This window comes from Marinobacter sp. B-21 (assembly GCF_056857895.1).
Genome location: NZ_JBSXNZ010000065.1, coordinates 90,093 through 114,676 on the forward strand (window position 1 = coordinate 90,093; position 24,584 = coordinate 114,676).

Genomic DNA, 24,584 nt, shown 5'->3' on the forward strand with positions numbered 1-24,584 from the left:
ATTGTTACTTGCTGCTGACAAACTCCGGATAGGCTTCCATGCCACACTCGGACAGATCCACGCCTTCGTACTCGTCCTCTTCGCTCACCCGAATACCCATGACAGCCTTGAGGATGCCCCAGACAATCAGGCTGGCGACGAATACCCAGACGAATATGGTGATGGCGCCGATGATCTGGCCGCTGAAGCTGACATCACCGTTGGTGACTGGCACCAGAAGCAGACCCAGCAAGCCACAGGTACCGTGAACCGAGATGGCGCCCACCGGATCGTCGATGCGCAGCTTGTCCATGGTCACGATGCTCAGGACCACCAGGATACCGCCGAAGGCACCGAAGAGGGTCGCAGTCAGGGCGCTCGGAGTGGATGGCTCAGCCGTGATCACTACCAGGCCAGCCAGCGCGCCGTTCAGCAGCATGGTCAGATCAGCCTTGCCAAACATCAGGCGGGCGGTGATCAGGGCAGCAATTGCACCGCCGGCAGCGGCGGTATTGGTATTCAGGAACACCATGGCCACGGAGTTGGCGCTGGCGATATCGCCCAGCTTGAGAACCGAACCGCCGTTGAAGCCGAACCAGCCCATCCACAGGATGAAGGTACCGAGGGTCGCCATCGGCAGGTTGGCACCCGGGAAGGCGCGGATTTCACCGTTCGGGCCGTATTTGCCTTTACGGGCACCGAGAAGGATTACACCAGCCAATGCGGCTGCTGCACCCGCCATGTGAACGATGCCGGAGCCGGCGAAATCGCTGAAACCGAGATCGCCCAGGGTATACATGCCGAAGACAGACGCGCCGCCCCAGGTCCAGGCGCCTTCCATCGGGTAGATAAAGCCGGTCATGAACACTGCAAAGACCAGGAAGGCCCAGAGTTTCATGCGTTCGGCCACAGCACCGGAGACGATGGACATGGCTGTTGCGACAAACACAACCTGGAAGAAGAAGTCAGACGCGCCGGAGTAGATGGAGCCACCCTCGAAGCCGCCGTCCCGGCTGGCGAAGTCACCCAGAACAGCCGCAGTGTCAACGTCTGCGATTCCGGAAAGGAAAATGTTACCGCCGTACATGATGGCGTAACCACTAACCAGGTACATGATGCAGGCAATGGCAAACAGAGCCACGTTCTTGGTCAGGATTTCCGTGGTGTTCTTGGCACGCACCAGGCCGGATTCCAGCATGGCGAAGCCCGCTGCCATCCACATCACTAATGCACCGCACACCAGGAAATAAAAGGTGTCTATAGCATACTGCAGGTGAAAAAGATTGCTTTCCATATGAAGCCCTCCGCACGAGGCTTTTCAGGTTATAAATTTTTTTGCGTTGGCTGATCGAAAAAATCAGAGCTGGTTCAGACCGCTTCTTCGCCGGTTTCGCCGGTCCGGATCCGGATGGCCTGTTGCAGTTCGGTCACGAAGATCTTGCCGTCACCGATCTTGCCGGTGTTGGCTGCCTTGGTAATGGATTCGATGACCTGGTCCAGCAGATTGTCGCCAATGGCAACTTCCACTTTGACCTTGGGCAGGAAATCCACCACGTATTCCGCGCCACGGTAAAGTTCAGTGTGGCCTTTCTGCCGACCGAAGCCTTTGACTTCAGTGACGGTTACGCCTTGCACGCCAATCTCGGATAGTGCCTCACGGACATCATCCAGTTTGAAAGGCTTGATGATCGCTGTCACAAGTTTCATTGCTTTCTCCTTGGTAAAGCCGTCCCAACAGTGAGGGCCCGTCGGCCAGTTGTTGAGGTCGGGATGCTGCCACCTCGCACACCAATTGTGCGGATTGCGTACGAGGGCTTTAGCATCGGGTATGCCAACGCAAAAAAATACATTTAAAACAATAATCTACAATATGCGCGTACCAGAATGGCGCAAAGATCTGCACCAAAATGGAGCGGGTAGCCAGCCGATGAGTCAAATTGGAGCGGACTCACTGGCCGTTCGTCCATTATTATAAGGCCGACCGGGCACAGTATGGCAGGGGCTGCGGTGTGATACACTCCCGCAAACCGGTGAGAGCCCCTCTCTTTTAGTCGAAGCCGGACATTTCTGGAATCAGTGAGGTGATATGTGAAGGGTCCCCAGGATATTTTCGCCCAGTTACAGGGTCAGTTTGGTCAGTTCGTTCCCGATATGGCCCGCGCCGCCCGGGAGGATTTTGAAACCCAGGCCCGGGCAACAGTGATGTCGGTCCTTTCCCGTCTGGAGCTGGTAACCCGGGAAGAGTTTGATGCCCAACAGGCGGTGCTGCTGAAGACTCGTGAAAAGGTGGAGGCGCTCGAAAAACGGGTCGCCGAGCTGGAAAAATCCCTGCAGGAACAATAAACTCCGGATTAGCCCGGCAGGACGCCGGGCATGGTTTTCCGGTCACCATGGAAGGTTGTCATGCTAGCTATCGTTCATTCCCGCGCCATAATCGGCGTGTCTGCTCCCCCCGTTACGGTTGAAGTCCACCTCTCCGGGGGATTGCCCGCACTCTCGATTGTCGGCCTCCCTGAAACCGGCGTTCGCGAGAGTAAGGAGCGGGTTCGCAGCGCCCTTCTGAATGCGGGGTTCGACTTCCCCGCCCGCCGCATTACGATCAACCTTGCCCCCGCTGATCTGCCCAAGGAAGGCGGCCGGTTTGACCTGCCCATTGCCCTTGGGATTCTGGCGGCCTCGGGCCAGATTCCGGCGGAGAGTCTCGCCGATTGCGAGTTTCTCGGGGAGCTGTCCCTCGATGGTGCGCTGAGGCCTCTCAAGGGCGTGCTTCCGGCTGTGCTTGCTGCCCGGCAGGACCAGCGAGCCTTGCTGGTTCCCCATGGCAATGCCGGCGAGGCGGCCCTGGCCAGCCAGGGTGACGTGCTGGCGGCCGGCCACCTGTTGACCGTGTGTGAACACCTCAGCGGCCGGGCCAGGCTGGTTCCGGTGCCGAAATCACCATTGGAACGGGTGCCCGGCAACAACAGTGAGATACCGGACCTGTCCGATGTCCGCGGCCAACGGGTCCCTCGCAGGGCGCTCGAAGTTGCCGCCGCCGGCGGCCACAACCTGTTATTCTTCGGGCCGCCTGGCACCGGCAAGAGCATGCTGGCCAGCCGTCTGCCGGGTATTCTTCCGGCACTGACCGACGATGCGGCCATGGAAGTTGCCAGCGTTCACTCGGTTGCCGGGCTTGCCATGAGAGAGGGCGGGTGGCGCCAACCGCCGTTCCGGGCGCCCCACCACACAGCATCCGCGGTGGCCCTGGTCGGTGGCGGGAGCAGCCCGCGGCCTGGGGAAATCTCCCTCGCCCATCGCGGCGTACTTTTTCTGGATGAATTGCCAGAGTTTGAGCGTCGGGTTCTGGAAGTGCTTCGGGAACCCATGGAAACGGGGCACATCACGATCAGTCGGGCCGCGCGTCAGGTGAATTTTCCGGCTCGCTTTCAAGTCGTCGGTGCAATGAACCCATGCCCCTGCGGTTACAGTGGTCACCCGACCATTGAGTGTCAGTGCACACCGCAGCAGGTAATACGGTATCGGTCGAAGATCTCCGGGCCTCTGCTGGACCGGTTCGATCTCCATGTCGAAGTTCCGGTTCAGGGTGGCGGCGTACTGATGCAACAGGGCGGCGATGGCGAGACCAGTGCCACTGTCCGGGAACGGGTTATCGCTGCCAGGATGAAACAATCGGAACGGGGTTGCGTGAATGCTGCGCTGGCAGGGCGCGAACTGCATTCCGCTTGCCAACTGGACCGCCAGGGTGAGCAGTTGCTCTCCGGCGCCATGGAGAAGCTGGGGCTATCGGCCCGGGCATTGCACCGGATATTGCGGGTGGCTCGCACTCTCGCAGACCTTGAGGGCTGTGACGAGCTCCACCAGGGCCACCTGGTTGAAGCGCTCGGCTACCGGCAACTGGATCGTCAACAGGGGCGCAATTCGGTGGTATCCGCCTGAACCTTGTCACTCTGGTAAACTGTAGCCAAAGCCCATTAAACAAGACCCGCTGCCCGCGGTTAAGGATTGCAGATGACTAACCAGAAAGAGCCGCAAGATCCGAAAGACACTGCCACGGAATCACCGGTAACAACCCGCCGTGGTGTGCGTAGCTTTGTCCTGCGCCAGGGCCGCATGACCGAAGGTCAGAAAAAGGCGTTTGAGCGCAGCTGGCTGAAATATGGTCTCACCCGGGAAGACGGAATGATCGATCCGCGCCAGGTGTTTGGCCGGGATGCCATGCTGAACCTGGAAATCGGGTTTGGCATGGGCAAGTCACTGGCGGAGATGGCGGAAGCTGCCCCGGAGCAGGACTTCATCGGTGTCGAGGTGCACCAGCCAGGTGTGGGTGCTCTGCTCAAGGAGATTGAGGATCGCGGCCTGAAAAATGTCCGGATCTACAGTATCGACGCCAATGACGTGATTGATCTGTGCCTGCCGGATGCCTGTCTGGATCGGGTGATGGTGTTCTTCCCGGATCCCTGGCACAAGAAAAAGCATCACAAGCGCCGGCTGATCCAGCATGAGTTTGTCCAGCGCGTTCGTCACAAACTCCGCGTGGGCGGTATTCTCCATCTGGCGACAGACTGGGAGAACTACGCGGAACACATGATGGAAGTAATGAATGAATCCGAAGGGTTTGCCAACGCCCAGGAATCCGGAGGATATTCACCACGACCGGAAGATCGTCCGATTACCAAGTTTGAAAAGCGGGGCGAAAATCTTGGGCACGGAGTATGGGATCTGTTGTTTTATCGAACCAACTAGTAGTCGGTGATCCCCTGCGGGAATGTTCGGGGGCGGGCTTCAGTGGTGCGCCAGCGGATGGCGCCGCGAGGCCCGGAGAATGACCAGCCCGGCCATACCCAGGGTCAGCGCGGTAAATTTGACCAGGGCGCAGAGGGTTGCCGAAAGGCTCATCGCATCGGTGGGCGGACTGAAATTGTTCAGCAGCAGGATGTTCTCGGCGACATCACTGAGGCCGGCCGTTACGAATAGTGCCCGGACCCATCTGGCCACCATGCGCTCACGGATTCCGGGGCGGTCCCGGGTGAAGTGATGGGTCAGGAGGATGAGGGCGATGGTGTAGGCGGGAATAAACAGGAAATCCAGCCACAAGGAAACTTTGGCCCAGACTACGCCCTCACTGCGCCAGCTGCGAATGATGGCGTGCGCCTGATCCGCCGTGCCGGCGAGCTGGTAACTGACGATACCCTGGGGGGCGGAAGCGGACTGCAACGGCTGATTGATCAGCAACAGGGCAAACAGCAACACCGCAGCCACGGCCAGGCTGACTTTCAGGTCTTTTGGAAAGGCTGCCAATCCGTGTGCAGGGTCCATTACAGAAAACGCTCCAACAGGCTGTTAAGGTATCTCTGGCCCAGGGTTGTGGCCTGCAGCCGGTCTTCAACCAGCAGTTTCTCATCGCGTGCTGTTTTTAGTTTTACCCCAACTGACGACAGGGGTAAACCCGTTCGCTCGCAAAAAAGGCGTTCGCTCACCCCCTCTGTGAGCCGCAGGGCGTTCATCAGGAATTCCAGGGGCAGGTCTTCGGGAGCAATGATGTCACTGCCTGCCGTCCGGCTACCAATCCGGTTCAGGTAAGCTTCGGGCTGGCGGGTTTTCCAGTATCGCCGGATGCTGCCATTGGCCAGGCTGATCTTGCCATGGGCTCCGGCACCAAGCGCCAGGTAATCACCAAAGGTCCAGTAATTCAGATTGTGGCGTGACGCCCTGCCGCCCCGACTCCAGGCCGAAACCTCGTAATCCCGAAAACCCTGCTGCTGCAGAAATTGGGCGCCCTGACGATAGATGTCCCAGAGGTGATCGTCGTCCGGCAAATCCGGTGGCCGGCTGTAGAATTCGGTATTCGGCTCCAGGGTCAGTTGATACCAGGACAGATGCGGAGGCTGGTAATCGAGAGCGGTCCTGAGATCCTCCAGTGCCTGCTCCGGCGTCTGGCCTGGTAATCCGTGCATCAGGTCTATGTTGACGTTGTCGAACCCTGCCTGACGGGCGGCACTAATGGCGCAGTGGGCGGCTTCGCTGTCGTGGATTCGCCCCAGTGCTTTCAGGTGGCTGGAGTTGAAACTCTGAACCCCGATGGACAACCGGTTGATACCGGCTTTCCGAAAGGCCTCGAAGCGGCCGGTTTCCAGTGTTCCCGGATTGGCTTCCAGGGTGATTTCCGCATCGGGGGCGATGTTGAGTCTTGCCCGCAAGTGGGCGAGCAGCCGGTTATAGAAATCACCACTCATCAGTGACGGTGTGCCACCGCCGATAAAGATGGTTTCTATGGGGCGTCCGGAGACCAAGGCCAGGTCCTGGTCGAGGTCTTCAGCCAGGGCATCAAGGTAGGCGGATTCCGGAATGGCGCCTCCTGTAGTGGTAGTGGCGTAAGTGGCGTGAGAAGCGTGGATGGCGTGGGAGTTGAAGTCGCAGTATGGGCACTTGCGCACGCACCAGGGCACATGGATATACAGGCTCAGCGGCGGGCAAACCGCCACCGGTTGGTAACTGTCGACCGGCCCATGGCTATCCACCGGTTCAGGACTGCGCACCAGCTAAGGACTCCGCCCTGAGCTGTTCTGCCAGAATTCTCAGGGCCCGGCCCCGATGGCTGATGCGGCTTTTCTCGGTGCGGGACAATTCCGCCGCGCTGCAACCCTGTTCCGGAGCCAGGAACACCGGATCATAGCCAAAACCGCCGTCGCCACTGGGTACCCGGAGTATTGACCCGGGCCAGCGACCATGGCAAATCACCGGGGTCGGGTCATCGGCGTGGCGAAGGTATACCAGCACGCAGTGGAACTGCGCTCCCCGCTGCTCATCCGGGATGTCGGCCATGGCTTCGAGCAGCGCGTTTATGTTGTCCTGGTCGGTGGCGTTTTCGCCGGCAAAGCGGGCAGAGCGAACACCGGGCTGGCCCCCGAGGGCATCAACGGCCAATCCGCTATCGTCCGCCAGGGCGGGCAGTCCGGTTGCCCTTGCTGCGTGCCGGGCCTTGAGAATCGCATTCTCGACAAACGTAACGGCGGGTTCCCCGGCCTCATCCACGCCAAGCTGTCCCTGGGCAACCGGGGTCATGCCCAGGGGCGCCAGCATCCCGGCCAGTTCGGCAATTTTGCCTTTGTTGTTACTGGCGATAACCAGGTTTTCGGTCATAACGGGCTCAATCGTTGAACAGTGTGTGGGCAAACCGTACCGCCAGATCCTGCTGATGGCCGGTGGGGCGAGCGGTGATGTTGAAGGTCATCAGCTCACCGGACGGGTACTGGTACTCGGCGATGAAATAGACGGAATCACCTTCCTGAATCCGGCGGAACGCCAGAAATCGCACCTGCTGGACATCGTTGGCCACCTTGCCCTCCACCTGGCCGCTCACCGGAGACATGGAGCCGTCCTCGTTTTCCTCCATGATGGCAATGTTGACGATGCCAATGCCCTTGCTGCGCTGAAGGTTGTTGGCTTTGGCAATCTCCGGGGCCAGAAAAGTGCTGGGAAAAACGCTCCAGAGTACGGTGTAGTCACCGAAGTTTTTTGAACCCGCATGGACCTGAGCGCTGAACAGGCCAATGAGTGTGACAACCAGGAGGTTGCGCAGAAGGCTGCGGCATGTGGAAACGGTTTTTTCGATCATTGTTCGGTCTCCCGTGTAATTCGGTAAATGGCAATCTCGCCCAGCAGGTTTGGCCACAGGCGAGCCAGCCAGCTGTTCTGGTGCTGGCCGTCCACCACCCGCCGGCTTTTGATTTTAATGCCTTTCTGTCGGCACAGGGCTTCAAAATCCTTGAAGGTGCACAGCCGTATGTTGGGCGTGTTATACCATTTATACGGCAGTGCCTCGGATTCGGGCATACGCCCGCTCAGGGTCAGTCCCCAGCGCAGGCGCCAGTGGGCAAAGTTCGGAAAGGTGACAATACCCTCGCTGCCGACCCGCAGCATTTCATCCAGAACCTTGTCTGGCCTGCGCACGGCCTGCAGCGCCTGGGTCATCAGAACAATATCGAAGCTTCCGTCATCAAAGTTGCCCAGCCCCTGGGTGTCCAGGTTCTGTTCGATGACCGCCACGCCCCTGCCCATGCAGGTTGTGATGTGGTCCGGGTTGATCTCCAGGCCAAAGCCGCTGGCGCCTCGCTCCCGGTGAAGGAAGTCGAGCAGGGTGCCATCACCACAGCCCAGATCAAGCACATGGTGGCCGGGCTGAACCCATTGCTGGATGATGTTGAGATCCGGTCTCATGCACCAACCTCCCTTGCGACGCGGTCCATGTAGGCGTTGAAAATATCAGTATACCGTGGCGTGGGAATCAAAAAGGCATCGTGCCCCCAGGGTGCGTCCACTTCAGCATAGCTGACTTTGCGCCTGGCCGCGATCATGGCGTTAACCATCTCTTCCGAGCGGGCCGGAGTGAAGCGCCAGTCAGTACTGAAGGAAAGGACCAAGTATTCGCAGGTGGCGGCAGCGAGGGCCTTGGACAGATCGCCGCCGAACTCATAGGCCGGATCAAAGTAATCCAGTGCCCGGGTCATCAACAGGTAGGTGTTGGCGTCGAAGGATTCGGAGAATCGCTCGCCCTGGTAACGCAGGTAGCTTTCCACCTGGAATTCGGCGTCGTAGCCGAACTTATAGGCCTGGTCCCTCAGTTCGCGGCCAAACTTCTCGCCCATGGAGGCATCGGACAGATAGGTGATGTGCCCGACCATACGCGCCAGCATAAGGCCCCGGCGGGGTACGGTATCGAAGTCGTAATAGCGGCCGTCATGGAATTCCCGGTCTGAGGTGATGGCCTGGCGCGCCACCTCGTTAAAGGCAATATTCTGGGCCGTCAGCCGGGGTGTGGAGGCAATAACCACCGCATGCCGCAGGCGGCCCGGGTAGTCCAGGCTCCACTGCATTGCCTGCATGCCGCCCAGGGACCCCCCGACCACGGCGGCCCAGCAATCAATGCCGAGCCGGTCCGCCAGCAGGGCCTGGCTTTTTACCCAGTCGCCGACGGTAATGACCGGAAACTCCGGCCCGTAAGGTTTGCCGGTCGCGGGGTTGGTGCTGATCGGGCCGGTGCTGCCGTGGCAGCCTCCGAGGTTGTTCAGGCTGACGACAAAAAAACGGTCGGTATCGATGGGTTTTCCCGGCCCGATGCAGCTGTCCCACCAGCCCGGCTTGCGGTCTTCGGCGGAATGATAGCCGGCGGCGTGGTGATGCCCGCTCAATGCGTGGCAGATGAGCACGGCGTTGCTCGCATCTGCGTTCAGTTTGCCGTAAGTCTCGACCACCAGGTCATAATTTTCCAGGGTCTGGCCACAGGCCAGATCAATGGGAGCGTCGAAATGATAGGTCTGCGGGGTGACTATCCCAACAGAATCCGCAGGCAGGGAATCGGGCATCGGCGCGAGAGGTTCCTGGTTCGATCCGTAAGTGTCTGGAACAGCAACGGCAAAGCCATCGCCAGCCCAGCAGTTTAAAGCCGGGGCGTGATGGCTGCAACCGCCTGCATGGTCGCTGTGGCGGGGCTTACACAGCCCCGGAGATGTTTACCACTTTCTGCTGGATCAGGGTAGGGGCCGGCTTGCGGATCTGGCGCTGCATGGCATCGGCCAGTTCCAGTTGTCGGCGGAGGTCGGTGATGGCGTGATTCAGGCGCTGGCGCTCGGCCCGGCTGTCCCGGTCATTGCGGACCATGTCGCGCAGGCGCCGGATCTGGTGTTCCAGCAACTGCTTCTGTTCCATTGAGAATTGCATAATGGGCAGCAATGCTTCCGATGGCCAGCGCTCGACGTCTTTGCGCACCCGGGCGTGCAGGGTGCGGGCTTCACCGACCATGACATTGAAGAAGCGGCGAACCAGGACGGATTGCTCGGTCAGCAGGTTTTTCGGGCTGCTGCGGAAGCGGCGGGCCTTTTTCCGCAGTTCGCGGATGGCAATGACGTGGCGGCCGGCCCGCAGAGGTATGGGTTCCAGGTGGCGGGCACGGTTATCCTCGTTGTAGCGGCGGTATATGGCGCCCACCATTTTCTCGGCCAGATGACCTTCGCTCAGCAGGTTGGTCAGATCACTCTCAAGCAGCTCAAAGAACTGATCCATGGCGCGGTTCATGCCGGCTGTGGTCCAGCTTTTCGACATGTTATCGCGGACTCGCTCGGCGTGGCCCTCAAGGCGCTCCTCGCTAACCAGCTTTTTCAGCAGGTTACCCTGGGAGTCCATCAGGCGCCGGCTGGAGCGCAGGGTGATCAGCTTCTTGTAGTAGTAGTCGTAGTCTTTCTGGGCCCGCTCGGCCAGCCGGCCCAATGCCGCTTTGTCCATGGTCGCGCCGGCACAGGCCTGGAGTTCCTCTTCCAGGGATTCCAGGCGATATTGCATGGCTGCCTGACTGTTCTGCAGCATGCCCATAAGATCGTTGATCAGGCTTTGGGTGATCAGCTGCTCCTTGTGCATCAGGATGCGCTGTATAATCAGTTGTTCGAGCTGACCAATATTGGAGCGGTCGAAAAGTTCACTGTTCCGCCTGACTCTTGCCATCAGGCCCTGTTTGGCGGAGACGGGGATGACGTCATGCTGGCGCATGCCCAGATGGTCGGCGGTATAGCTGCGCACCCGCCCGATGGCTTCCTGAGTGTGGCGCTCACCCTGCAGGTCGTCCCAGAGCACATCGATTTTGTTCAGAACGGCAAAGCGGCCGGCACGATGGTCTGCGTGCTGGGTGTCGATATGCTCTTTCCAGATGGTCATGTCACTGGCGGTTACGCCGGTGTCGGCGCTGAGCACGAAGATTATGGCATGGGCCCGGGGCAGCATGCTGATGGTCAGTTCGGGCTCGGAACCCAGGGCGTTCAGCCCCGGGGTGTCGAGTATGCGGAGCCCGCGCTCGAACAGCGGGTGTCGGATGCTGATCTGGGCGTTACGCCATGCCGGCACCTGAACATTGCCCGGGTTGTTGCGGTCATGCTCCAGCATATTCTCGTCAAACCCAAGGCTTCGGGCCTCTTCCGGCGGCACGCTCTTGACCCGGGCCACCTCGGCCAGTACTTCGCGCATGATTTCGGGGTCGCGCTCGTCCAGTTCGTGCTTGACCCAACGTTCCGGCTGTTTGCGCAGTTGTTGCAGGGACAGATCGCCGTTTCGGGTTTCAATCGGCAACAGAAGCAGATAATTCTCGTTGGCGCTACGATCGAAAAACAGCTCGGTGGGACACATGGTGGTGCGCCCGGCCTGGGACGGCAGCATACGTTGGCCGTATTCCGAGAAGAACAGGGCGTTAATCAGCTCGGTCTTGCCGCGGGAGTACTCTCCGACAAACGCAATGGTCAGTTCGTCCTCAATAAGCAATTCGAGCCCGTGGCGAATGCGGATGCTGATATCGTCGGAAAACAGATTGTTATCCTGCAGCCATAACCGGTAGCGGCCAATCTGGCGGATCAGCTCTTTTTTCCAGTTGTGGTAAGCCTCTACCTGCTGCGACAGAGTTCCCTGTGGGTTCATCGGATTTTCCTTCTGCGCGACTTCCGGGTATCCCGGGCAAAACGGGGTGCTCACGGGTGACGGATTAATTACCGGTAATACTATCCTGTCCCGGTAATGTTTGCGGCTGGGCTGCGGGGGTCAAATTGGGTGAGTTGAAAGAGTAATCATAAAAAAGGCTGCAAAATCAGAATCCTGAGCCTGCAGCCAAGCAATAATCGTTTTCGTCGCTAAGTGTTACAAAATGTATATTTGAGACGCGGTTTACAGTCCGAGTCCGATGGATCCCAGCCCTGCTGCCACTTTCATATGTCCAATGACCACCGAAATGACATTCAGAATCAGGAAGACAATGATCGGTGACAGATCCAGGCCGCCCATGGAGGGTATGATGCTACGCACCGGGCGCATCACCGGTTCGGTGATCTGGGCAACCAGCTGAATCGCCGGATGGCCGCTGCCGGGCGCTATCCAACTGACAACCACGACGGCAATGACTGACCAGAAGTAGATCTTCACGATCAGATCCAGCACGTTCAGTACCGCCCAGACCAACAGGGTGAGCGGGTTCATGGCGGGAATACCGCCGTTCAGGGCGATCAGAATCAGGAAGAGGGTGATGGCCTGGATAATGACCGCCAGAACCAAAGCGGCACCGTCAATTCCGCCCCACCCTGGGATAAAGCGCCGGAGTGGCCGTAGCAGGGGGTTGGTGGCCTTGACCGCAAACTGGGTGATCGGGTTGTAGAAATCCGCCCTGGCCAGCTGAAGCAGGAACCGCAACAGGACAATGGTCAGATAAAAGGTGGATGCGATCAGCAGGATGGTAATCAGAATGTCTGCCAGCATGAAGCCGTGTCTCCGTTATCGGTTACTGTTTGCCAGCCAGTTCTTTGGCCATTTCTTCCGAGCGCTTGAACGCCGCGTTGTAGGCCTTGCGGACCAGATCCCGCATACCGCCCGCTTCAAAGGTATTGATGGCCTGCTCCGTGGTGCCTCCGGGCGACATCACATTACGCTTGAGCTGGCCGGGATCGTGTTCACTGCGGGCGGCCATCTCGGCAGCCCCTGCCATGGTCTGGATGGCCAGTTCCCGGGCGGTGCCAGCGGCGATGCCGGCTTCCGTCGCCACTTCCTCGAGTGCTTCGAGCATCAGGAAGAAATAGGCCGGCCCGCTGCCGGAAAGGGCGGTAACGCCATGCAGAAGGTTTTCGTCGTCGACCCACAGCGCTGACCCGATGCTCTCGAACACCGACTCCACCATCTTCTTCTGGTTGTCTTTTACGTCCTTGTTGGCAAAGAGGCCGGCAGCCCCTTTGCCGACCAGAGACGGCGTGTTGGGCATCACCCTGACCAGGGGCAACCCGCCACCGAGCCAGCCATCCAGCGTGTCAACAGTCAGGCCGGCGGCAATGGAAACCATCAGTGGTCGGGTGTTCTGCACCACCGGAGCAATATCGCGACAGACATCGGCCATCACCTGGGGTTTGACCGCGAGTACCACCATGTCAGCCTGTTGGGCGCAGTAGCGATTGTCGGTGGTGACGCTCACGCCGAAACGCTTGCGGATGGATTGCAGGTGCGCGTCATCCGGTGCGCTGACCCAGATGTCGCCGGCCTTGTAGCCGTTGTCCAGCATACCGCCAATGATGGCGCTGGCCATGTTGCCGGCGCCAATAAAAGAAATGGTTGGTGATGTGCTCAAGGTTCACTCCCCGGTTGATCGGTTAAACGTCTGGACCTGATGATAGCAGGAACCGGCCGCTTCAGCTCTTTGCTGGCCGCTTGCCAAACAGTGCAGTGCCCACTCTCACCCAGGTGGCCCCTTCGGCAATGGCAATGTCCAGGTCGCCGGACATGCCCATGGACAGTGTGTCCAGGGGGCCTGCGTCTGGATAATCCGTTTTCAGTTGCTTCAGGGTGTTGGCCAGTTTCCGGAAGCTGGTCCTCAGCTCTGCCTCGGGCTGGTCCGGGTCCGGAATGGCCATCAGGCCTCTCAATTTCAGGTTCGGTAACTCGCCGATGGCGGCCACCAGTTCCGGAAGCTCCGTAATTCTGCTACCTGATTTGCTGTCTTCCTCATTAATATTGACCTGAAGGCAGATATTCAATGGTGGCATACCCGGGTCTCGTTGCTCACTGAGTCGACGGGCAATCTTGAGGCGATCGACACTGTGGACCCAGGAAAAGGCAGACGCAATTTGTCGGGTCTTGTTGGATTGTACCGGGCCGATGAAATGCCACTCGATGCCGTCGAGATCCGCCAGCGCTTCGATCTTCGCCAGGGCTTCCTGAAGGTAACTCTCACCGAACGCGCGCTGCCCCGCGGCGTAGGCCTCATGCAGATCGTCAGGCGGTCGCGCCTTGCTCACGGCGAGCAGCTGCACGGCTCCCGGCTCGCGGCCCGCCTGCAATGTTGCTTTTTGTATGCGTCGGGTTACGCTCCCGATGTTGTCTGCTATGCTGCTCATAGTGTGAAAATGCCATGTCCGGTCTGTCACTTGTACGATGACACGTTACCCGCAGGTCACTGAAATGCCAAGTGAACCACGCCGGGGCCTCGCCGGGCGCATGCGACCGGGATAAAAGAAAAAGCCTTCCGAGGATTCCTATGGATATTACTGAACTGCTTGCCTTTTCGGCCAAACAGGGTGCGTCTGACTTGCACCTGTCTGCCGGCCTGCCACCGATGATTCGTGTTGATGGGGACGTTCGCCGCATCAACCTGCCGCCCATGGAGCACAAAGAAGTCCACGGGCTGATCTACGACATCATGAACGACAAGCAGCGCAAGGACTACGAAGAATTCCTGGAAACCGACTTTTCCTTTGAAGTGCCGGGTGTGGCTCGTTTCCGTGTCAACGCCTTCAACCAGAACCGCGGTGCCGGTGCGGTGTTCCGGACTATCCCCTCCAAGGTTCTGACCATGGAAGATCTGGGCATGGGCCAGGTCTTCAAGGATGTGTCTTCGGTGCCCCGCGGGCTTGTGCTGGTGACCGGCCCGACCGGTTCCGGTAAGTCCACCACGCTGGCCGCAATGATCGACTACATCAACGATACCCGTTACGAGCACGTCCTCACCATTGAGGACCCTATCGAATTCGTGCATGACTCCAAGAAATGTCTGGTGAACCAGCGGGAAGTGCACCGGGATACCCTGGGCTTCAACGAAGCGCTGCGTTCGGCACTGCGGGAAGACCCGGACATTATCCTGGTAGGTGAGCTCCGGGATCTGGAGACCATTCGCCTGGCCCTCACCGCCGCGGAAACCGGCCACCTGGTGTTCGGCACCCTGCACACCACCTCTGCAGCCAAGACCATCGACCGGGTGGTGGATGTGTTCCCGGCCGAGGAAAAGTCCATGGTGCGTTCGATGTTGTCGGAATCGCTGCAGGCGGTTATTTCCCAGACCCTGATGAAAAAGATGGGTGGCGGCCGGATTGCGGCACACGAGATCATGATTGGTACGTCGGCAATCCGTAACCTGATCCGTGAGGACAAAATCGCCCAGATGTATTCCTCGATCCAGACCGGTGGTTCCCTGGGCATGCAGACACTGGATCAGTGTCTGGAGCGGTTGTTGCAGAAAGGGCTGATATCCCGCGAAGCGGCGCGGGCCAAGGCGAAGATGCCGGATAACTTTTAACAATGGTGCTCCCGGGGCTGGAGTTTGGGTGCCGGGAGCCGCGGGGTAATCCAGCCGGACTCCCCGAATTGAGTTTGAGGGGTGGGGCGGGTACTGCTTCCCGGGACTGTCTGCAGCATGGATGCTGCAGTCAAGCTTACATGGATGTATTCACAGCGTGTCCCGGGAAGCAGTACCCGCCCCACCCAGGCACCAAATAATGAAGACTGGGTAGAAAAATGGAATTCGAAAAACTGTTACGGCTGATGGTGGAAAAGGGCGGTTCGGACCTGTTTATTACCGCGGGTGTGCCGCCGAGCATGAAGGTGAACGGGAAAGTGCTGCCGGTCACCAAGAACGCGCTGACGCCGGAGCAGACGAGGGAATTTGTCTACGGCTCGATGAACGAGAAACAGCGCGCCGAGTTTGAGGAAACCCACGAATGTAACTTTGCGATCAGCGCCCGGGGCATTGGCCGTTTCCGGGTCAGCGCCTTCTTCCAGCGTAACCTGTGCGGCATGGTATTGCGCCGGATTGAGGTGAAGATCCCCCAGATTGACGACCTTGCCCTGCCGGGGGTGATCAAGGATCTGGCCATGACCAAGCGGGGCCTGATCATGTTTGTGGGTGCCACCGGTACCGGCAAGTCCACCTCGCTGGCGGCCATGCTGGGGCACCGTAACCGCAACAGCCGTGGCCACATTATCTCCATCGAGGATCCGATCGAATTCGTACACCAGCACCAGGGCTGTATCGTGACCCAGCGGGAAGTGGGGATTGATACCGAAAGCTTCGAAGTGGCTCTGAAGAATACCCTGCGTCAGGCGCCGGACGTTATTCTGATTGGTGAGGTGCGTACCCGCCAGACCATGGAATACTCGGTGCAGTTTGCCGAAACCGGCCACCTGTGCCTGGCGACATTGCACGCCAACAACGCCAACCAGGCGCTGGACCGGATCATTCAGTTTTTCCCGCCGGAACAGCATAACCAGATCTGGATGGACCTGTCCCTGAACCTCAGGGCCATTGTGGCACAACAGCTCATTCCCACACCCGATGGTAAAGGGCGTAAGGCGGTTATCGAGGTGCTGATCAATACCCCGCTGGTGGCGGACCTGATCCGTAAGGGCGAGGTGCATCGCCTGAAGGAGCTGATGGCCAAGTCCAACGAATCCGGTATGCAAACCTTCGATCAGGCGCTTTACCAGCTATACTCCGAAGGGTCGATTACCTACGAAGACGCTCTGGCTCATGCCGACTCCGCCAATGATCTGCGCCTGATGATTAAACTGGGTGCCGATGCCCAGGGGGCGGATAAATTGTCGTCTTCGGTGGACAGGCTCTCGATTCAGGACGACTAGAACTCGCTGCCCTCTCAGACTTTGGTCGTAGGTAGTTGGGGGCTGAACCGTTAGGGATGGCATTTGAAGCTGGTCGGTTCCGCCGCGTATACTTCGCGCGACAGAACAAGGAGAGACCATGCACAACAATTCCTCAATGCTTGCGCGAGCAATACAGCTGACCACTCTTGCGGCAATTGCCGCACCTGCGGGCGCCCTGGCGGGGGGCTTTTCCCTGAACGAGCAGAGCGCCAGTGCCATGGGCACAGCCAATGCCGGTGCCGCCGCCAATCCCGAGAACGCCACCACGGCTCTGTTTAATCCCGCCGGTATGAGCCAGTTGTCCGGCACCAATATATCTTTTGGTGCGGCGGTTCTGGATATTGATGCCGAGGCGCGGCAGTCATCTCTCTCAGCGGTTCGTCGGAACCCGGCAGTTCCCGTTCAGCCGGCGACTGGGGGTGGTGATATCGCTGATCCGGCTGTTCTGCCTAACTTTTACCTGACTCATGAAGTCAGTGACCGCGTTGACGTTGGCTTCGGTATCCATGCGCCCTACGGGCTGGCAGCGGATTACGAGGACGACTTTGCGGGTCGCTTCTTTGCCGATAAGACCGAGCTGACGGCCATTGCCTTCACTCCGTCGATCTCCGTGAACAACGGTAATGGCCTGTCCGTGGGCGCCGGCATCAACCTGATTTACGCGGAGGGCCGTCTCAGCCGGTATCAGGACCTGAGCGCTGTTGCCGGCCCGGCTGCCCTGGCTCTGGATGAACCTTATGCCGATATCGAAGGCGATGATATAGCCGCTACATTCCGGGTTGGTGTCCTTTATGAGCTGTCCGGGATGACCCAGATCGGCCTGAGTGTCCAGACGGGCACCGATCTCGATCTGGACGGCGACGCGACCATCTCCGATTTCCCGGTACTTTCCTCGCCCGGTCAGACCACAACACTGACAGAAAAGGTCCGGGTTCCGCTGGCCATTCCCGGGAGTGCAACGCTTGGTCTGCGGCATCGCTTTAACGACTCGTTTACCCTGCTGGCGGGTGCTACCTATGCCAGGTGGAGCCGGTTCGAAGAACTCGATATCTACAGCCGGGAGGGGCAGAGTGGTGAGGTATCCCAGGCAACCGGACGTCAGCCCGGCCAGCCGATCACGCACATCACCGAAAAGTGGCAGGATACCTGGCAACTTAACCTTGGCGGCATATGGCAGGTCACGCCCGACTGGGCACTGAAGGCCGGCTACGCCTGGGATGAGTCACCCGTGAACAAGCAATATGTGACTGCCCGCATACCTTCCCAGGACCGCCACTGGCTGACACTGGGTGCCCAGTGGAAGGAGATTGCTGGCGGCTGGACCGTTGACGCAGCCATGGGAACGCTGTTGTTCTCCGGAGACGCCAAGGTGAATGATCGTGAGTATGGTCATGACAATCCGACTCAACCCGCCACGCCTGCCAACTACCAGGGCACCTATGATCTGAGTGCCTGGAGTGCGGCTCTGCAGGTTAGCAAAGCCTTCTAGCCCGCACTGATCAGCCAACCACCTGACCACGGTAGATGACCTTTTTCTTCCGTGGCGGGTGGCTTTCTCCCTCGCCGTTTTCATTGGCCGTGACAGGTGGCGCGTCGGCGATCACCTGGCCGCGGTAGGTGCGCTTCAGGCCGTTGTCCTCTTCCTCGGGTTCAATGTTCAGTTGCGGAACCTGTTGCTTCAGGGTTTCCCAGGTCCGGATCAGATGGCTTGAGCGGGTTTTTCGGGCGTAATCCGCCAGTTGCTGTTCCAGATGCTCTTCCGTGAGATGCAGTTTGACGCCGAATTCTGAGTGAATCAGGCGCCGGCACTGGTGAACCAGTTTCAGCAGGCCGGGGTCCAGCAGCCAGCTACGTTCAGATGCCAGAGAAGTCATGGTTTGAGCCTCGGGAAAGTGTGTCACAACATGGCGTTGCCCCGGAACATCCGGCATGGGCAAGGCGCCGACCCTGGGGCCGGAAGCGAATTTCATGCCGTATCCGGGTGGGGCGGTGTCCGCCGCGCCCTGGCGTGAAACCCTGGCAGGAACAGGCGCCTTTGTGCTCTGAATCTCTGGCGCATTTCAGTGCATTGGCGGGCGTCCATGCCCTGTTTTGGGGTGGGTCAGTGGGCTTCGTCCCAGTTGTCGCCGGCCCCGGCCTCCACAAGCAGCGGTACATCCAGTTCTGCGGCTGCCGACATGCGTTTCACCAGTCCTTTACGGATTTTATCCAGGGCCGATTCCTTCACTTCCAGAATCAGTTCATCGTGAACCTGCATGGTCATCCGGGCTTCGTCGGCGTGCTCGGTGAGCAGCCAGTTCTCCACATCCACCATGGCCCGTTTGATAATGTCCGCTGCGGTGCCCTGCATGGGCGCGTTGATGGCCGTGCGCTCGGCAGCCTGTTGCAGCTGTTTGTTTCGGGCGTTGATTTCGGGCAGATACAGGCGGCGACCAAACAGGGTTTCCACAAAACCGTCCTCGTGGGCCTGTTTGCGGATGTTGTCCATGTATTTCAGTACCCCCGGGTAACGCTCGAAATAGCGGTCGATGTATTGCTGGGCCAGCTTGCGTTCCACATCCAGCTGCCGGGAGAGACCAAAGGCGGACATGCCGTAGATCAGGCCAAAGTTGATGGCCTTGGCGCTCCGGCGCTGGTCCGCCGATACCTCGTCCAGGTTTACACCGAAAACTTCGGCCGCGGTTGCCTTGTGAATGTCTTCCCCGTGTTCAAAGGCAGTGAGCAGTCCCTTGTCGCCGGACAGGTGAGCCATGATCCGCAGTTCGATCTGGGAATAATCCGCCGCGACCAGTTTGTACCCTTCCTGAGCGATAAACGCCTGACGTATCCGTCGTCCCTGCTCGCTGCGGATAGGGATATTCTGCAGGTTGGGCTCGGAGGAGGATAATCGTCCGGTCGCTGTGACGGCTTGATGGTAAGAGGTGTGCACACGGCCCGTCCGGTGGTGAATCAGCTCGGGCAGAGTATCGGTGTAGGTGGACTTGAGCTTGCTCAGGCTCCGGTGTTCGAGGATCAGCCGCGGCAGTTCATAGTCATGAGCGAGTTCCTGCAACACCGGCTCAGCGGTTGACGGTGCGCCCTTGGGGGTTTTCTTGACGACCGGTAAGCCCATTCTTTCGTAGAAAATGACCTGGAGTTGCTTGGTGGAGCCCAGATTAAAGGTCTCGCCTGCGACGTCGTGGGCTTCCTTTTCCAGTTCGGCCAGACGTTCGGCCAGCTCCTGGCTGTGCCGGCGCAGTGTACTCGCGCTGATCAGGGTTCCCCGCTGTTCCATACGCGAGAGCACTGGTACCAGGGGCAGGTCGATTTCCTTGTAAACGGATGCCAGTTTGCCGGTTTGCTTCAGCCTTGATCTCAGGGTCTGGTGCAGGCGCAGGGTGATGTCCGCATCCTCGGCGGCGTAGGGAGCGGCTTTCTCCAGCTCGATCTGGTTGAAAGTAAGCTGCCTGGCGCCCTTGCCGGCGATGGACTCGAAGCTGATGGTCTTTTCGCCCAGGTAGTGCATGGCGAGGCTGTCCATATCGTGGCGGGTGGCCACGGAATTCAGGACATAGGACTCAAGCATGGTGTCCTCGGCAATCCCCTCGAGGCAAATGCCGTGATTGGCCAGCACATTTTTGTCGTACTTCAGGTTCTGTCCGACTTTGGCCTGGCCCGGATCTTCAAGCAGTGGCTTGAGCTGTTCCAGTACCGCCTCACGGTCCAGCTGATCCGGAGCCCCCATGTAGTCGTGAGCCAGGGGCACATAAGCCGCTTCGCCCGGGGTGATGGCAAAGGAGACGCCAACTATCTCGGCGTCCATATAACGAAGGCTCGTGGTTTCGGTATCAAAGGCGAAAAGGTCGGCGGATTTGAGGCGCTGCAACCAGCGGTCAAGATCGCTCTGATCGGTAATAACGCTGTAGTTTTTACCGGCCTCGGGCGCCGGGTTTTCGCTGTAGTTTTTACCGGCCGGTGTTTGCGAGTCTTTATTGCTCTCCAGTTCAGCAATCCAGCTCCGGAATTCGTACTCCCGGAACAGTTCCAGCAGCTGCTGGTCATCCTGTTCACGCAGCTCCAGATCTTCCAGGCCAAAGTCCAGCTCCACATCGGTGCGGATGGTGGCCAGTTCGCGGCTCAGGGGGAGGGTTTCAGTGGCTTCCCGGAGGTACTCACCAATCTTGCCTCTGATCTCATCGGCATGCTCAATCAGATTGTCCAGATCTTCGTAGGTCTGCAGCCATTTCACCGCGGTTTTCGGTCCGCACTTGTTAACTCCCGGGATGTTGTCCACCTTGTCGCCCACCAGGGCCAGGTAGTCAACGATCTGCTCGGGGGTAACACCGAACTTTTCCACCACGCCCTCCCGGTCCATCCGGGTTTCGGTCATGGTGTTGATCAGCGTTACGTGGTCGCTGACCAGCTGCGCCATGTCCTTGTCGCCGGTTGAAACCACCACATCAATGCCCTTGCTGGTGGCTTCTTCGGCCAGTGTACCGATCACGTCGTCCGCTTCTACGCCGGTTACGGTCAGCAGGGGCAGGCCCATGGCCTTCACGATTTCGTGGATGGGTTCGATCTGGCAGGCCAGATCCTCAGGCATCGGCGGCCGGTTGGCCTTGTACTCTTCGTACAGGTCATGCCGGAAGGTTTTGCCCTTGGCGTCAAAGACCACCACCATCTTTGAGCCGGGGAAATCCTGCTCCAGGCGCCGGATCATGCTGATCACACCCTTGATCGCACCGGTGGGGTGGTCCTTGCTGGTGGTCAGCGGTGGAAGTGCATGATAAGCACGGAAAAGATAGGACGATCCGTCCACAAGAACCACTGGTGGTGTGTTTTTGCTGGTCATGTCAAAACAAGTCCGGATTCTGATTGAAGCATGGGTTGGCTTATGCAACTCTGTACTGAAATCGATGGACGAAAGGGTATCACGAAAATGAAACAAATCGCCTGCCCGGCATTGCTACTCGTCTGTTTGCCGTTGGCTGCTCTGGCCCAAGAAAAAGGGGCGCTGAACGAGACGCCGGTGGAAACGCCGAAAGAGCCCGTTGTGGTTTCCGATTATCAGCCTGCTGGCGAGGGCCCGCAAATTGTTATCCGCCCCGGCGAGAACGAGGTCTTTTATGAGTACCGGGTTAATGGTCAGCTTATGGAAATCAAGGTTGTGCCGGAAGTCGGGCCGGAATATTACCTGGTACCTGCCGATGGCGGTGGTGGTTGGGTCCGGCAGTCCGAGTCCGACACGCTGCTGCCCCGTTGGGTTATTTTCCGCTGGTAACCCTGATTCGTCTATTTCCCGCTTTTAGTATGAACATTCTAATTTTTCGGCGTAACTTGGATCCTGAGCTTGAAGCAAGGCCTGCTCCCAAGAAGTTTTAGCAGCGCCTTGGAACTTTCAGGAAACCAATAGGAGAACAGACATGGGTAAACTCAAGTCATATCAGGAACAGCTTCAGGAAATCGTCGATAAAGGCATCAATGCCGCTGAAGAGCAGCAGAAGAAGCTTGCCTCCAAGCCGTTTGATTACGCGGAAAAGCTGGAGGCCGAGGCGCGTGAGTACAGCGTCAAGACCCTGCGCAAGCGTTACAACGGTTACAGCGATAGCCTGTTTGGCCAGCTGCGCAGCCTGAACAGCCGCTTTGGCAGCTTCGCGGGTGATCTGGTCGCCAAGCTGGAAAAAGAGGCCGCTGAAGGCGCTGACGCGGTATCTGAAGCTGCCGAGGATGTTTCCGAAGCCGCTCAGGACGCCAAGAAGTCCGTTGAGGCCAAGAAGCCGGCTGCGCGCAAAACCACCGCGCACAAGACTACCGCTACTACCAAGAAGAGCACTGCTGCTTCCGCCTGAAAGCGGTGAGGCATCTCACTTGATCAGTCAGTGAAATGAAAGAAGGGCCTTCGGTTCACCGCTGGCCCTTCTTTTTATTCCGCGCTCCGGTGCGGCCCGGCTGCGGCGATCAGTTGGTTTCCCCGGCGGGCTCCAGCGGCAGTGTCCGGGCCTCGTCGGTGACTTCTTCCAGGCGTTCTATATCGGCTTCGAAGGCCTTCTGCAGTGCCTCAATTTCCTGGGTTTGCGAGGCAATCTCCCGCTCAATGTCCCGAATCTGTGACTCCAGCCTCCGGATTTTCTCAAGGATGGATTCAGGTATGTCGCGTCCGGTCCGTTCCATATCGGCCGCGCGGCTTTGTTCGCTGTCCAGCTGGCTGGATATTACCGAGATGTTGCCTCGCTTGAGCTGGATCAGGCCCTCGAGTTCCCGGATCTTTCGATGCATTGCTTTCACCGCCTGATCCGGGTGGCTGAAGCGCTTCAGCAACTGCCTGTCTTTCTCACGTTGTTCGGCGAGCTCTTGCTGGCGTTGTTTTTCCGCTTCCCGGGCGGCAATTTCCTCTTCCGTGGGCGCGGGAGGAATGGTCTCGATCACACGACCATTGTTGCCCAGAATATCGTAGCCCCGTTTGGTGGCTTCCTGGGGAATAGTGCTGCTGATCACAACCTGGCCGTTCGCATCCGTGTATCGGTACATGTTGGCTGCGGCGTGGGGCGCTATGCCCAGCATAAGCGCACATGTACAAGCCCTGGCTGAAAATGCGGTCAGACGATTAGCCATTAATCAGACTCCGTAACGATCCCGGTAACTGGCGACCTTCCCGGCATGCCCGGCGAAGTCCGGGTTGGCCTTGAGGTAGTCCAGGATTTGTTCGAGGCGAATGATGCTCACCACCGGGATACCGAACTCCTTTTCCACTTCCTGAATGGCCGACAGTTCGCCATTGCCTTTTTCCTGCCGGTCCAGCGCTATAAGCACACCGGCTGGTTCGGCACCGGCGGCCCGAATAATGTCGATGGACTCACGGATCGCAGTGCCCGCAGTAATAACATCATCGACAATCAGTACTCTGCCCTGCAGTGGTGCGCCAACAATGTTGCCGCCCTCACCATGATCCTTCTTTTCCTTGCGGTTAAACGCAAAAGGTTTGCTGTTACCGTCTGTAGCCAGGGCCATTGCTGTTACGGTGGCCAACGGAATGCCCTTATAGGCAGGCCCGAAAATAATGTCATAATCCAGCCCGCTGCGTGCTATCGCAGCGGCATAGGCCTTGCTTAACTGAAGCAGGTCATCCCCGGTATTGAACAAGCCTGCGTTGAAGAAGTACGGGCTGGTTCGACCCGACTTGAGCGTAAACTCGCCAAAGCGCAGTACGTTCCGGCGGATGGCAAACTCAATAAATTTTTGCTGATAGTCGTGCATGACAAGGCTTCTGGCGGGTGTTGATCTTTAATTAACACGTAAAAACGGTATCATACACACAAACCGAATCAGGGAACACGTATGCGGGTAGTATCAATCAGCGTCAATGGCCTCGCCCAGGCTGTTGAGAAGGGCTTTTTCGACTGGCTGGCGCAGCAGGATGCCGACGTGGTCTGCGTTCAGGACCATCGCATGCGGGCCTACGAGATTGAGGACTACAACCTGATTCCGGAAGGTTATGAGGCCTATTTTATTGATGGCGAGAACAATGAGGATGGTGGCGTGGGCATTTACACCCGCCACTTTCCGAAGGCCATCATGTACGGTTTCGCCAACGAGCAGGCGGATCGTGAGGGCCGGTTTATTCAGGCCGATTTTGACAAGGTTTCCGTGGCCTGTGTGCTCGCGCCCTGTGCCCTTGGCCGGGAAGAAGAACTGATCGGCGAGGACGACCTGACAGTGCTGGACCATAAGGACGAGTTCATGGAGTCTTTTGGTCTGCACATGCAGAAGACGCTGCGTAAGCGCCGGCAGTTTATTTTCTGCGCCAATCTTCAGACGGCCCACCATGTAACGGATGCCAGCCCGCTTTATCACAAGCTGGACTTTTCCGGTTTCCTGCCCCATGAGCGTGCCTGGCTTGACCGCCTGTTTGATGAAATGGGCTGTGTTGACGGGTTCCGGGAAGTGAACAGGCAGAGTAATCAGTTTACCTGGTGGCCGGAGCAGGCGGAAGGTTCCCGCAGGAATGCCGGTATCCGGGTGGATTACCAGTTGCTGACCCCTGGGATCCGCAAGACCATCGAGGATGGCTGGATTGACGACTCAACCCGGTTTTCCGATCACGCACCGGTGATCATGGATTACGATATCGAAATCGGTTTTTGAGTCTGGGGAAGGCGCCTGTGTGGCGACGTTTCCCCAGACACGCT

At 58.6% G+C, this 24,584-nt stretch carries 25 protein-coding genes; 9 read left to right on the plus strand and 16 right to left on the minus strand.

All coding sequences use genetic code 11. From position 1 onward, the window contains the following. Positions 1 to 4 precede the first annotated feature (4 nt). Positions 5 to 1,273, minus strand: coding sequence for an ammonium transporter (locus AC13C0_RS08020; RefSeq protein ID WP_117619387.1), 1,269 nt, complete (start codon positions 1,271 to 1,273; stop codon positions 5 to 7). Between the two features lie 74 nt (positions 1,274 to 1,347). Continuing rightward, on the minus strand, positions 1,348 to 1,686 hold the full coding sequence (gene glnK / locus AC13C0_RS08025; protein WP_071264623.1) for a P-II family nitrogen regulator: 339 nt from the start codon (positions 1,684 to 1,686) through the stop codon (positions 1,348 to 1,350). 381 nt (positions 1,687 to 2,067) lie between these two features. Here glnK and AC13C0_RS08030 point away from each other — a divergent pair, with 381 nt between their 5' ends. The 3 genes from AC13C0_RS08030 (at position 2,068) to trmB (ending at position 4,722) form a co-directional block, all read left to right on the plus strand. Beyond that, positions 2,068 to 2,322, plus strand: coding sequence for an accessory factor UbiK family protein (locus tag AC13C0_RS08030; RefSeq protein WP_117619388.1), 255 nt, complete (start codon positions 2,068 to 2,070; stop codon positions 2,320 to 2,322). Positions 2,323 to 2,382: 60 nt separating this feature from the next. Next, positions 2,383 to 3,915 carry a YifB family Mg chelatase-like AAA ATPase gene (locus AC13C0_RS08035; RefSeq protein ID WP_117620426.1) on the plus strand — a complete coding sequence of 511 codons (1,533 nt, stop codon included), beginning with the start codon at positions 2,383 to 2,385 and terminating at the stop codon, positions 3,913 to 3,915. Positions 3,916 to 3,987: 72 nt separating this feature from the next. Continuing rightward, complete coding sequence (gene trmB, locus AC13C0_RS08040) at positions 3,988 to 4,722, plus strand: tRNA (guanosine(46)-N7)-methyltransferase TrmB (protein ID WP_117619389.1); 735 nt, start codon at positions 3,988 to 3,990, stop codon at positions 4,720 to 4,722. 39 nt (positions 4,723 to 4,761) lie between these two features. Here trmB and AC13C0_RS08045 read toward each other — a convergent pair whose 3' ends face one another. The 10 genes from AC13C0_RS08045 to AC13C0_RS08090 form a co-directional block, all read right to left on the minus strand. Further along, positions 4,762 to 5,295: a hypothetical protein gene (locus AC13C0_RS08045; RefSeq protein ID WP_117619390.1), complete on the minus strand. Its 534-nt coding sequence runs from the start codon at positions 5,293 to 5,295 to the stop codon at positions 4,762 to 4,764. Next, positions 5,295 to 6,497 carry a radical SAM family heme chaperone HemW gene (hemW, locus tag AC13C0_RS08050; protein ID WP_117620427.1) on the minus strand — a complete coding sequence of 401 codons (1,203 nt, stop codon included), beginning with the start codon at positions 6,495 to 6,497 and terminating at the stop codon, positions 5,295 to 5,297. Before hemW ends, AC13C0_RS08045 begins: the two co-directional genes overlap by 1 nt. Positions 6,498 to 6,501: 4 nt before the next feature. Next, the gene (rdgB, locus tag AC13C0_RS08055) at positions 6,502 to 7,119 is read right to left on the minus strand and encodes an RdgB/HAM1 family non-canonical purine NTP pyrophosphatase (protein ID WP_117619391.1); all 618 of its coding nucleotides are present in this window, start codon (positions 7,117 to 7,119) and stop codon (positions 6,502 to 6,504) included. 7 nt (positions 7,120 to 7,126) lie between these two features. Further along, positions 7,127 to 7,594, minus strand: a complete 468-nt coding sequence (locus tag AC13C0_RS08060) for a DUF4426 domain-containing protein (RefSeq protein WP_117619392.1) — start codon at positions 7,592 to 7,594, stop codon at positions 7,127 to 7,129. Next, positions 7,591 to 8,196 carry a methionine biosynthesis protein MetW gene (metW, locus tag AC13C0_RS08065; protein WP_117619393.1) on the minus strand — a complete coding sequence of 202 codons (606 nt, stop codon included), beginning with the start codon at positions 8,194 to 8,196 and terminating at the stop codon, positions 7,591 to 7,593. Before metW ends, AC13C0_RS08060 begins: the two co-directional genes overlap by 4 nt. Continuing rightward, positions 8,193 to 9,341, minus strand: coding sequence for a homoserine O-succinyltransferase MetX (gene metX, locus AC13C0_RS08070; RefSeq protein WP_117619394.1), 1,149 nt, complete (start codon positions 9,339 to 9,341; stop codon positions 8,193 to 8,195). Before metX ends, metW begins: the two co-directional genes overlap by 4 nt. A gap of 127 nt (positions 9,342 to 9,468) precedes the next feature. Continuing rightward, entirely contained in the window at positions 9,469 to 11,433 is a 1,965-nt protein-coding gene (locus AC13C0_RS08075; RefSeq protein ID WP_117619395.1) for a dynamin family protein, read from the minus strand. A gap of 243 nt (positions 11,434 to 11,676) precedes the next feature. Next, entirely contained in the window at positions 11,677 to 12,261 is a 585-nt protein-coding gene (locus tag AC13C0_RS08080; RefSeq protein WP_117619396.1) for a YggT family protein, read from the minus strand. 22 nt (positions 12,262 to 12,283) lie between these two features. Then, positions 12,284 to 13,117 (minus strand): pyrroline-5-carboxylate reductase, encoded by an 834-nt coding sequence (gene proC / locus AC13C0_RS08085; protein ID WP_117619397.1) that lies wholly within the window; start codon positions 13,115 to 13,117, stop codon positions 12,284 to 12,286. Positions 13,118 to 13,178: 61 nt separating this feature from the next. Beyond that, positions 13,179 to 13,883, minus strand: coding sequence for a YggS family pyridoxal phosphate-dependent enzyme (locus tag AC13C0_RS08090; RefSeq protein ID WP_117619398.1), 705 nt, complete (start codon positions 13,881 to 13,883; stop codon positions 13,179 to 13,181). Positions 13,884 to 14,023: 140 nt separating this feature from the next. On the opposite strand from AC13C0_RS08090, the gene AC13C0_RS08095 reads away from it, so the two are divergent. The 3 genes from AC13C0_RS08095 to AC13C0_RS08105 all read left to right on the plus strand — a co-directional run bounded on the left by AC13C0_RS08095 (position 14,024) and on the right by AC13C0_RS08105 (position 17,908). Then, entirely contained in the window at positions 14,024 to 15,058 is a 1,035-nt protein-coding gene (locus AC13C0_RS08095; protein WP_008174189.1) for a type IV pilus twitching motility protein PilT, read from the plus strand. Between the two features lie 218 nt (positions 15,059 to 15,276). Further along, positions 15,277 to 16,398 carry a PilT/PilU family type 4a pilus ATPase gene (locus AC13C0_RS08100; RefSeq protein ID WP_117619399.1) on the plus strand — a complete coding sequence of 374 codons (1,122 nt, stop codon included), beginning with the start codon at positions 15,277 to 15,279 and terminating at the stop codon, positions 16,396 to 16,398. 118 nt (positions 16,399 to 16,516) lie between these two features. Continuing rightward, positions 16,517 to 17,908, plus strand: coding sequence for an OmpP1/FadL family transporter (locus tag AC13C0_RS08105; protein ID WP_117619400.1), 1,392 nt, complete (start codon positions 16,517 to 16,519; stop codon positions 17,906 to 17,908). 10 nt (positions 17,909 to 17,918) lie between these two features. Here AC13C0_RS08105 and AC13C0_RS08110 read toward each other — a convergent pair whose 3' ends face one another. Both AC13C0_RS08110 and polA read right to left on the minus strand, forming a co-directional pair. After that, on the minus strand, positions 17,919 to 18,389 hold the full coding sequence (locus tag AC13C0_RS08110; RefSeq protein ID WP_227539317.1) for a hypothetical protein: 471 nt from the start codon (positions 18,387 to 18,389) through the stop codon (positions 17,919 to 17,921). A 131-nt stretch (positions 18,390 to 18,520) separates the two neighbouring features. After that, positions 18,521 to 21,250, minus strand: a complete 2,730-nt coding sequence (gene polA / locus AC13C0_RS08115; RefSeq protein ID WP_482954246.1) for a DNA polymerase I — start codon at positions 21,248 to 21,250, stop codon at positions 18,521 to 18,523. 87 nt (positions 21,251 to 21,337) lie between these two features. Here polA and AC13C0_RS08120 point away from each other — a divergent pair, with 87 nt between their 5' ends. After that, on the plus strand, positions 21,338 to 21,679 hold the full coding sequence (locus AC13C0_RS08120; RefSeq protein WP_117619402.1) for a DUF2782 domain-containing protein: 342 nt from the start codon (positions 21,338 to 21,340) through the stop codon (positions 21,677 to 21,679). Positions 21,680 to 21,821: 142 nt separating this feature from the next. Next, on the plus strand, positions 21,822 to 22,247 hold the full coding sequence (locus AC13C0_RS08125) for a hypothetical protein (RefSeq protein WP_117619403.1): 426 nt from the start codon (positions 21,822 to 21,824) through the stop codon (positions 22,245 to 22,247). Between the two features lie 109 nt (positions 22,248 to 22,356). Here AC13C0_RS08125 and AC13C0_RS08130 read toward each other — a convergent pair whose 3' ends face one another. Next, positions 22,357 to 23,010, minus strand: coding sequence for a DUF4124 domain-containing protein (locus AC13C0_RS08130; RefSeq protein ID WP_376788052.1), 654 nt, complete (start codon positions 23,008 to 23,010; stop codon positions 22,357 to 22,359). 3 nt (positions 23,011 to 23,013) lie between these two features. Next, positions 23,014 to 23,652: an orotate phosphoribosyltransferase gene (gene pyrE / locus AC13C0_RS08135; RefSeq protein WP_117619405.1), complete on the minus strand. Its 639-nt coding sequence runs from the start codon at positions 23,650 to 23,652 to the stop codon at positions 23,014 to 23,016. A gap of 81 nt (positions 23,653 to 23,733) precedes the next feature. Between pyrE and AC13C0_RS08140 the strand changes: the two genes are divergently transcribed. Continuing rightward, entirely contained in the window at positions 23,734 to 24,540 is an 807-nt protein-coding gene (locus AC13C0_RS08140; protein WP_117619406.1) for an exodeoxyribonuclease III, read from the plus strand. Positions 24,541 to 24,584 lie beyond the last annotated feature (44 nt).

Excerpts from the sequence above, each read along its gene's own strand:
- AC13C0_RS08020 (WP_117619387.1), bottom strand. The coding sequence starts at position 1,273 with ATGGAAAGCAATCTTTTTCACCTGCAGTATGCTATAGACACCTTTTAT.
- glnK (WP_071264623.1), bottom strand. The coding sequence starts at position 1,686 with ATGAAACTTGTGACAGCGATCATCAAGCCTTTCAAACTGGATGATGTC.
- AC13C0_RS08035 (WP_117620426.1), top strand. The coding sequence starts at position 2,383 with ATGCTAGCTATCGTTCATTCCCGCGCCATAATCGGCGTGTCTGCTCCC.
- trmB (WP_117619389.1), top strand. The coding sequence starts at position 3,988 with ATGACTAACCAGAAAGAGCCGCAAGATCCGAAAGACACTGCCACGGAA.
- AC13C0_RS08045 (WP_117619390.1), bottom strand. The coding sequence starts at position 5,295 with ATGGACCCTGCACACGGATTGGCAGCCTTTCCAAAAGACCTGAAAGTC.
- rdgB (WP_117619391.1), bottom strand. The coding sequence starts at position 7,119 with ATGACCGAAAACCTGGTTATCGCCAGTAACAACAAAGGCAAAATTGCC.
- AC13C0_RS08060 (WP_117619392.1), bottom strand. The coding sequence starts at position 7,594 with ATGATCGAAAAAACCGTTTCCACATGCCGCAGCCTTCTGCGCAACCTC.
- metW (WP_117619393.1), bottom strand. The coding sequence starts at position 8,196 with ATGAGACCGGATCTCAACATCATCCAGCAATGGGTTCAGCCCGGCCAC.
- metX (WP_117619394.1), bottom strand. The coding sequence starts at position 9,341 with ATGCCCGATTCCCTGCCTGCGGATTCTGTTGGGATAGTCACCCCGCAG.
- AC13C0_RS08075 (WP_117619395.1), bottom strand. The coding sequence starts at position 11,433 with ATGAACCCACAGGGAACTCTGTCGCAGCAGGTAGAGGCTTACCACAAC.
- AC13C0_RS08080 (WP_117619396.1), bottom strand. The coding sequence starts at position 12,261 with ATGCTGGCAGACATTCTGATTACCATCCTGCTGATCGCATCCACCTTT.
- AC13C0_RS08090 (WP_117619398.1), bottom strand. The coding sequence starts at position 13,883 with ATGAGCAGCATAGCAGACAACATCGGGAGCGTAACCCGACGCATACAA.
- AC13C0_RS08095 (WP_008174189.1), top strand. The coding sequence starts at position 14,024 with ATGGATATTACTGAACTGCTTGCCTTTTCGGCCAAACAGGGTGCGTCT.
- AC13C0_RS08100 (WP_117619399.1), top strand. The coding sequence starts at position 15,277 with ATGGAATTCGAAAAACTGTTACGGCTGATGGTGGAAAAGGGCGGTTCG.
- AC13C0_RS08105 (WP_117619400.1), top strand. The coding sequence starts at position 16,517 with ATGCACAACAATTCCTCAATGCTTGCGCGAGCAATACAGCTGACCACT.
- AC13C0_RS08110 (WP_227539317.1), bottom strand. The coding sequence starts at position 18,389 with ATGAAATTCGCTTCCGGCCCCAGGGTCGGCGCCTTGCCCATGCCGGAT.
- polA (WP_482954246.1), bottom strand. The coding sequence starts at position 21,250 with ATGACCAGCAAAAACACACCACCAGTGGTTCTTGTGGACGGATCGTCC.
- AC13C0_RS08120 (WP_117619402.1), top strand. The coding sequence starts at position 21,338 with ATGAAACAAATCGCCTGCCCGGCATTGCTACTCGTCTGTTTGCCGTTG.
- AC13C0_RS08125 (WP_117619403.1), top strand. The coding sequence starts at position 21,822 with ATGGGTAAACTCAAGTCATATCAGGAACAGCTTCAGGAAATCGTCGAT.
- AC13C0_RS08130 (WP_376788052.1), bottom strand. The coding sequence starts at position 23,010 with ATGGCTAATCGTCTGACCGCATTTTCAGCCAGGGCTTGTACATGTGCG.
- pyrE (WP_117619405.1), bottom strand. The coding sequence starts at position 23,652 with ATGCACGACTATCAGCAAAAATTTATTGAGTTTGCCATCCGCCGGAAC.
- AC13C0_RS08140 (WP_117619406.1), top strand. The coding sequence starts at position 23,734 with ATGCGGGTAGTATCAATCAGCGTCAATGGCCTCGCCCAGGCTGTTGAG.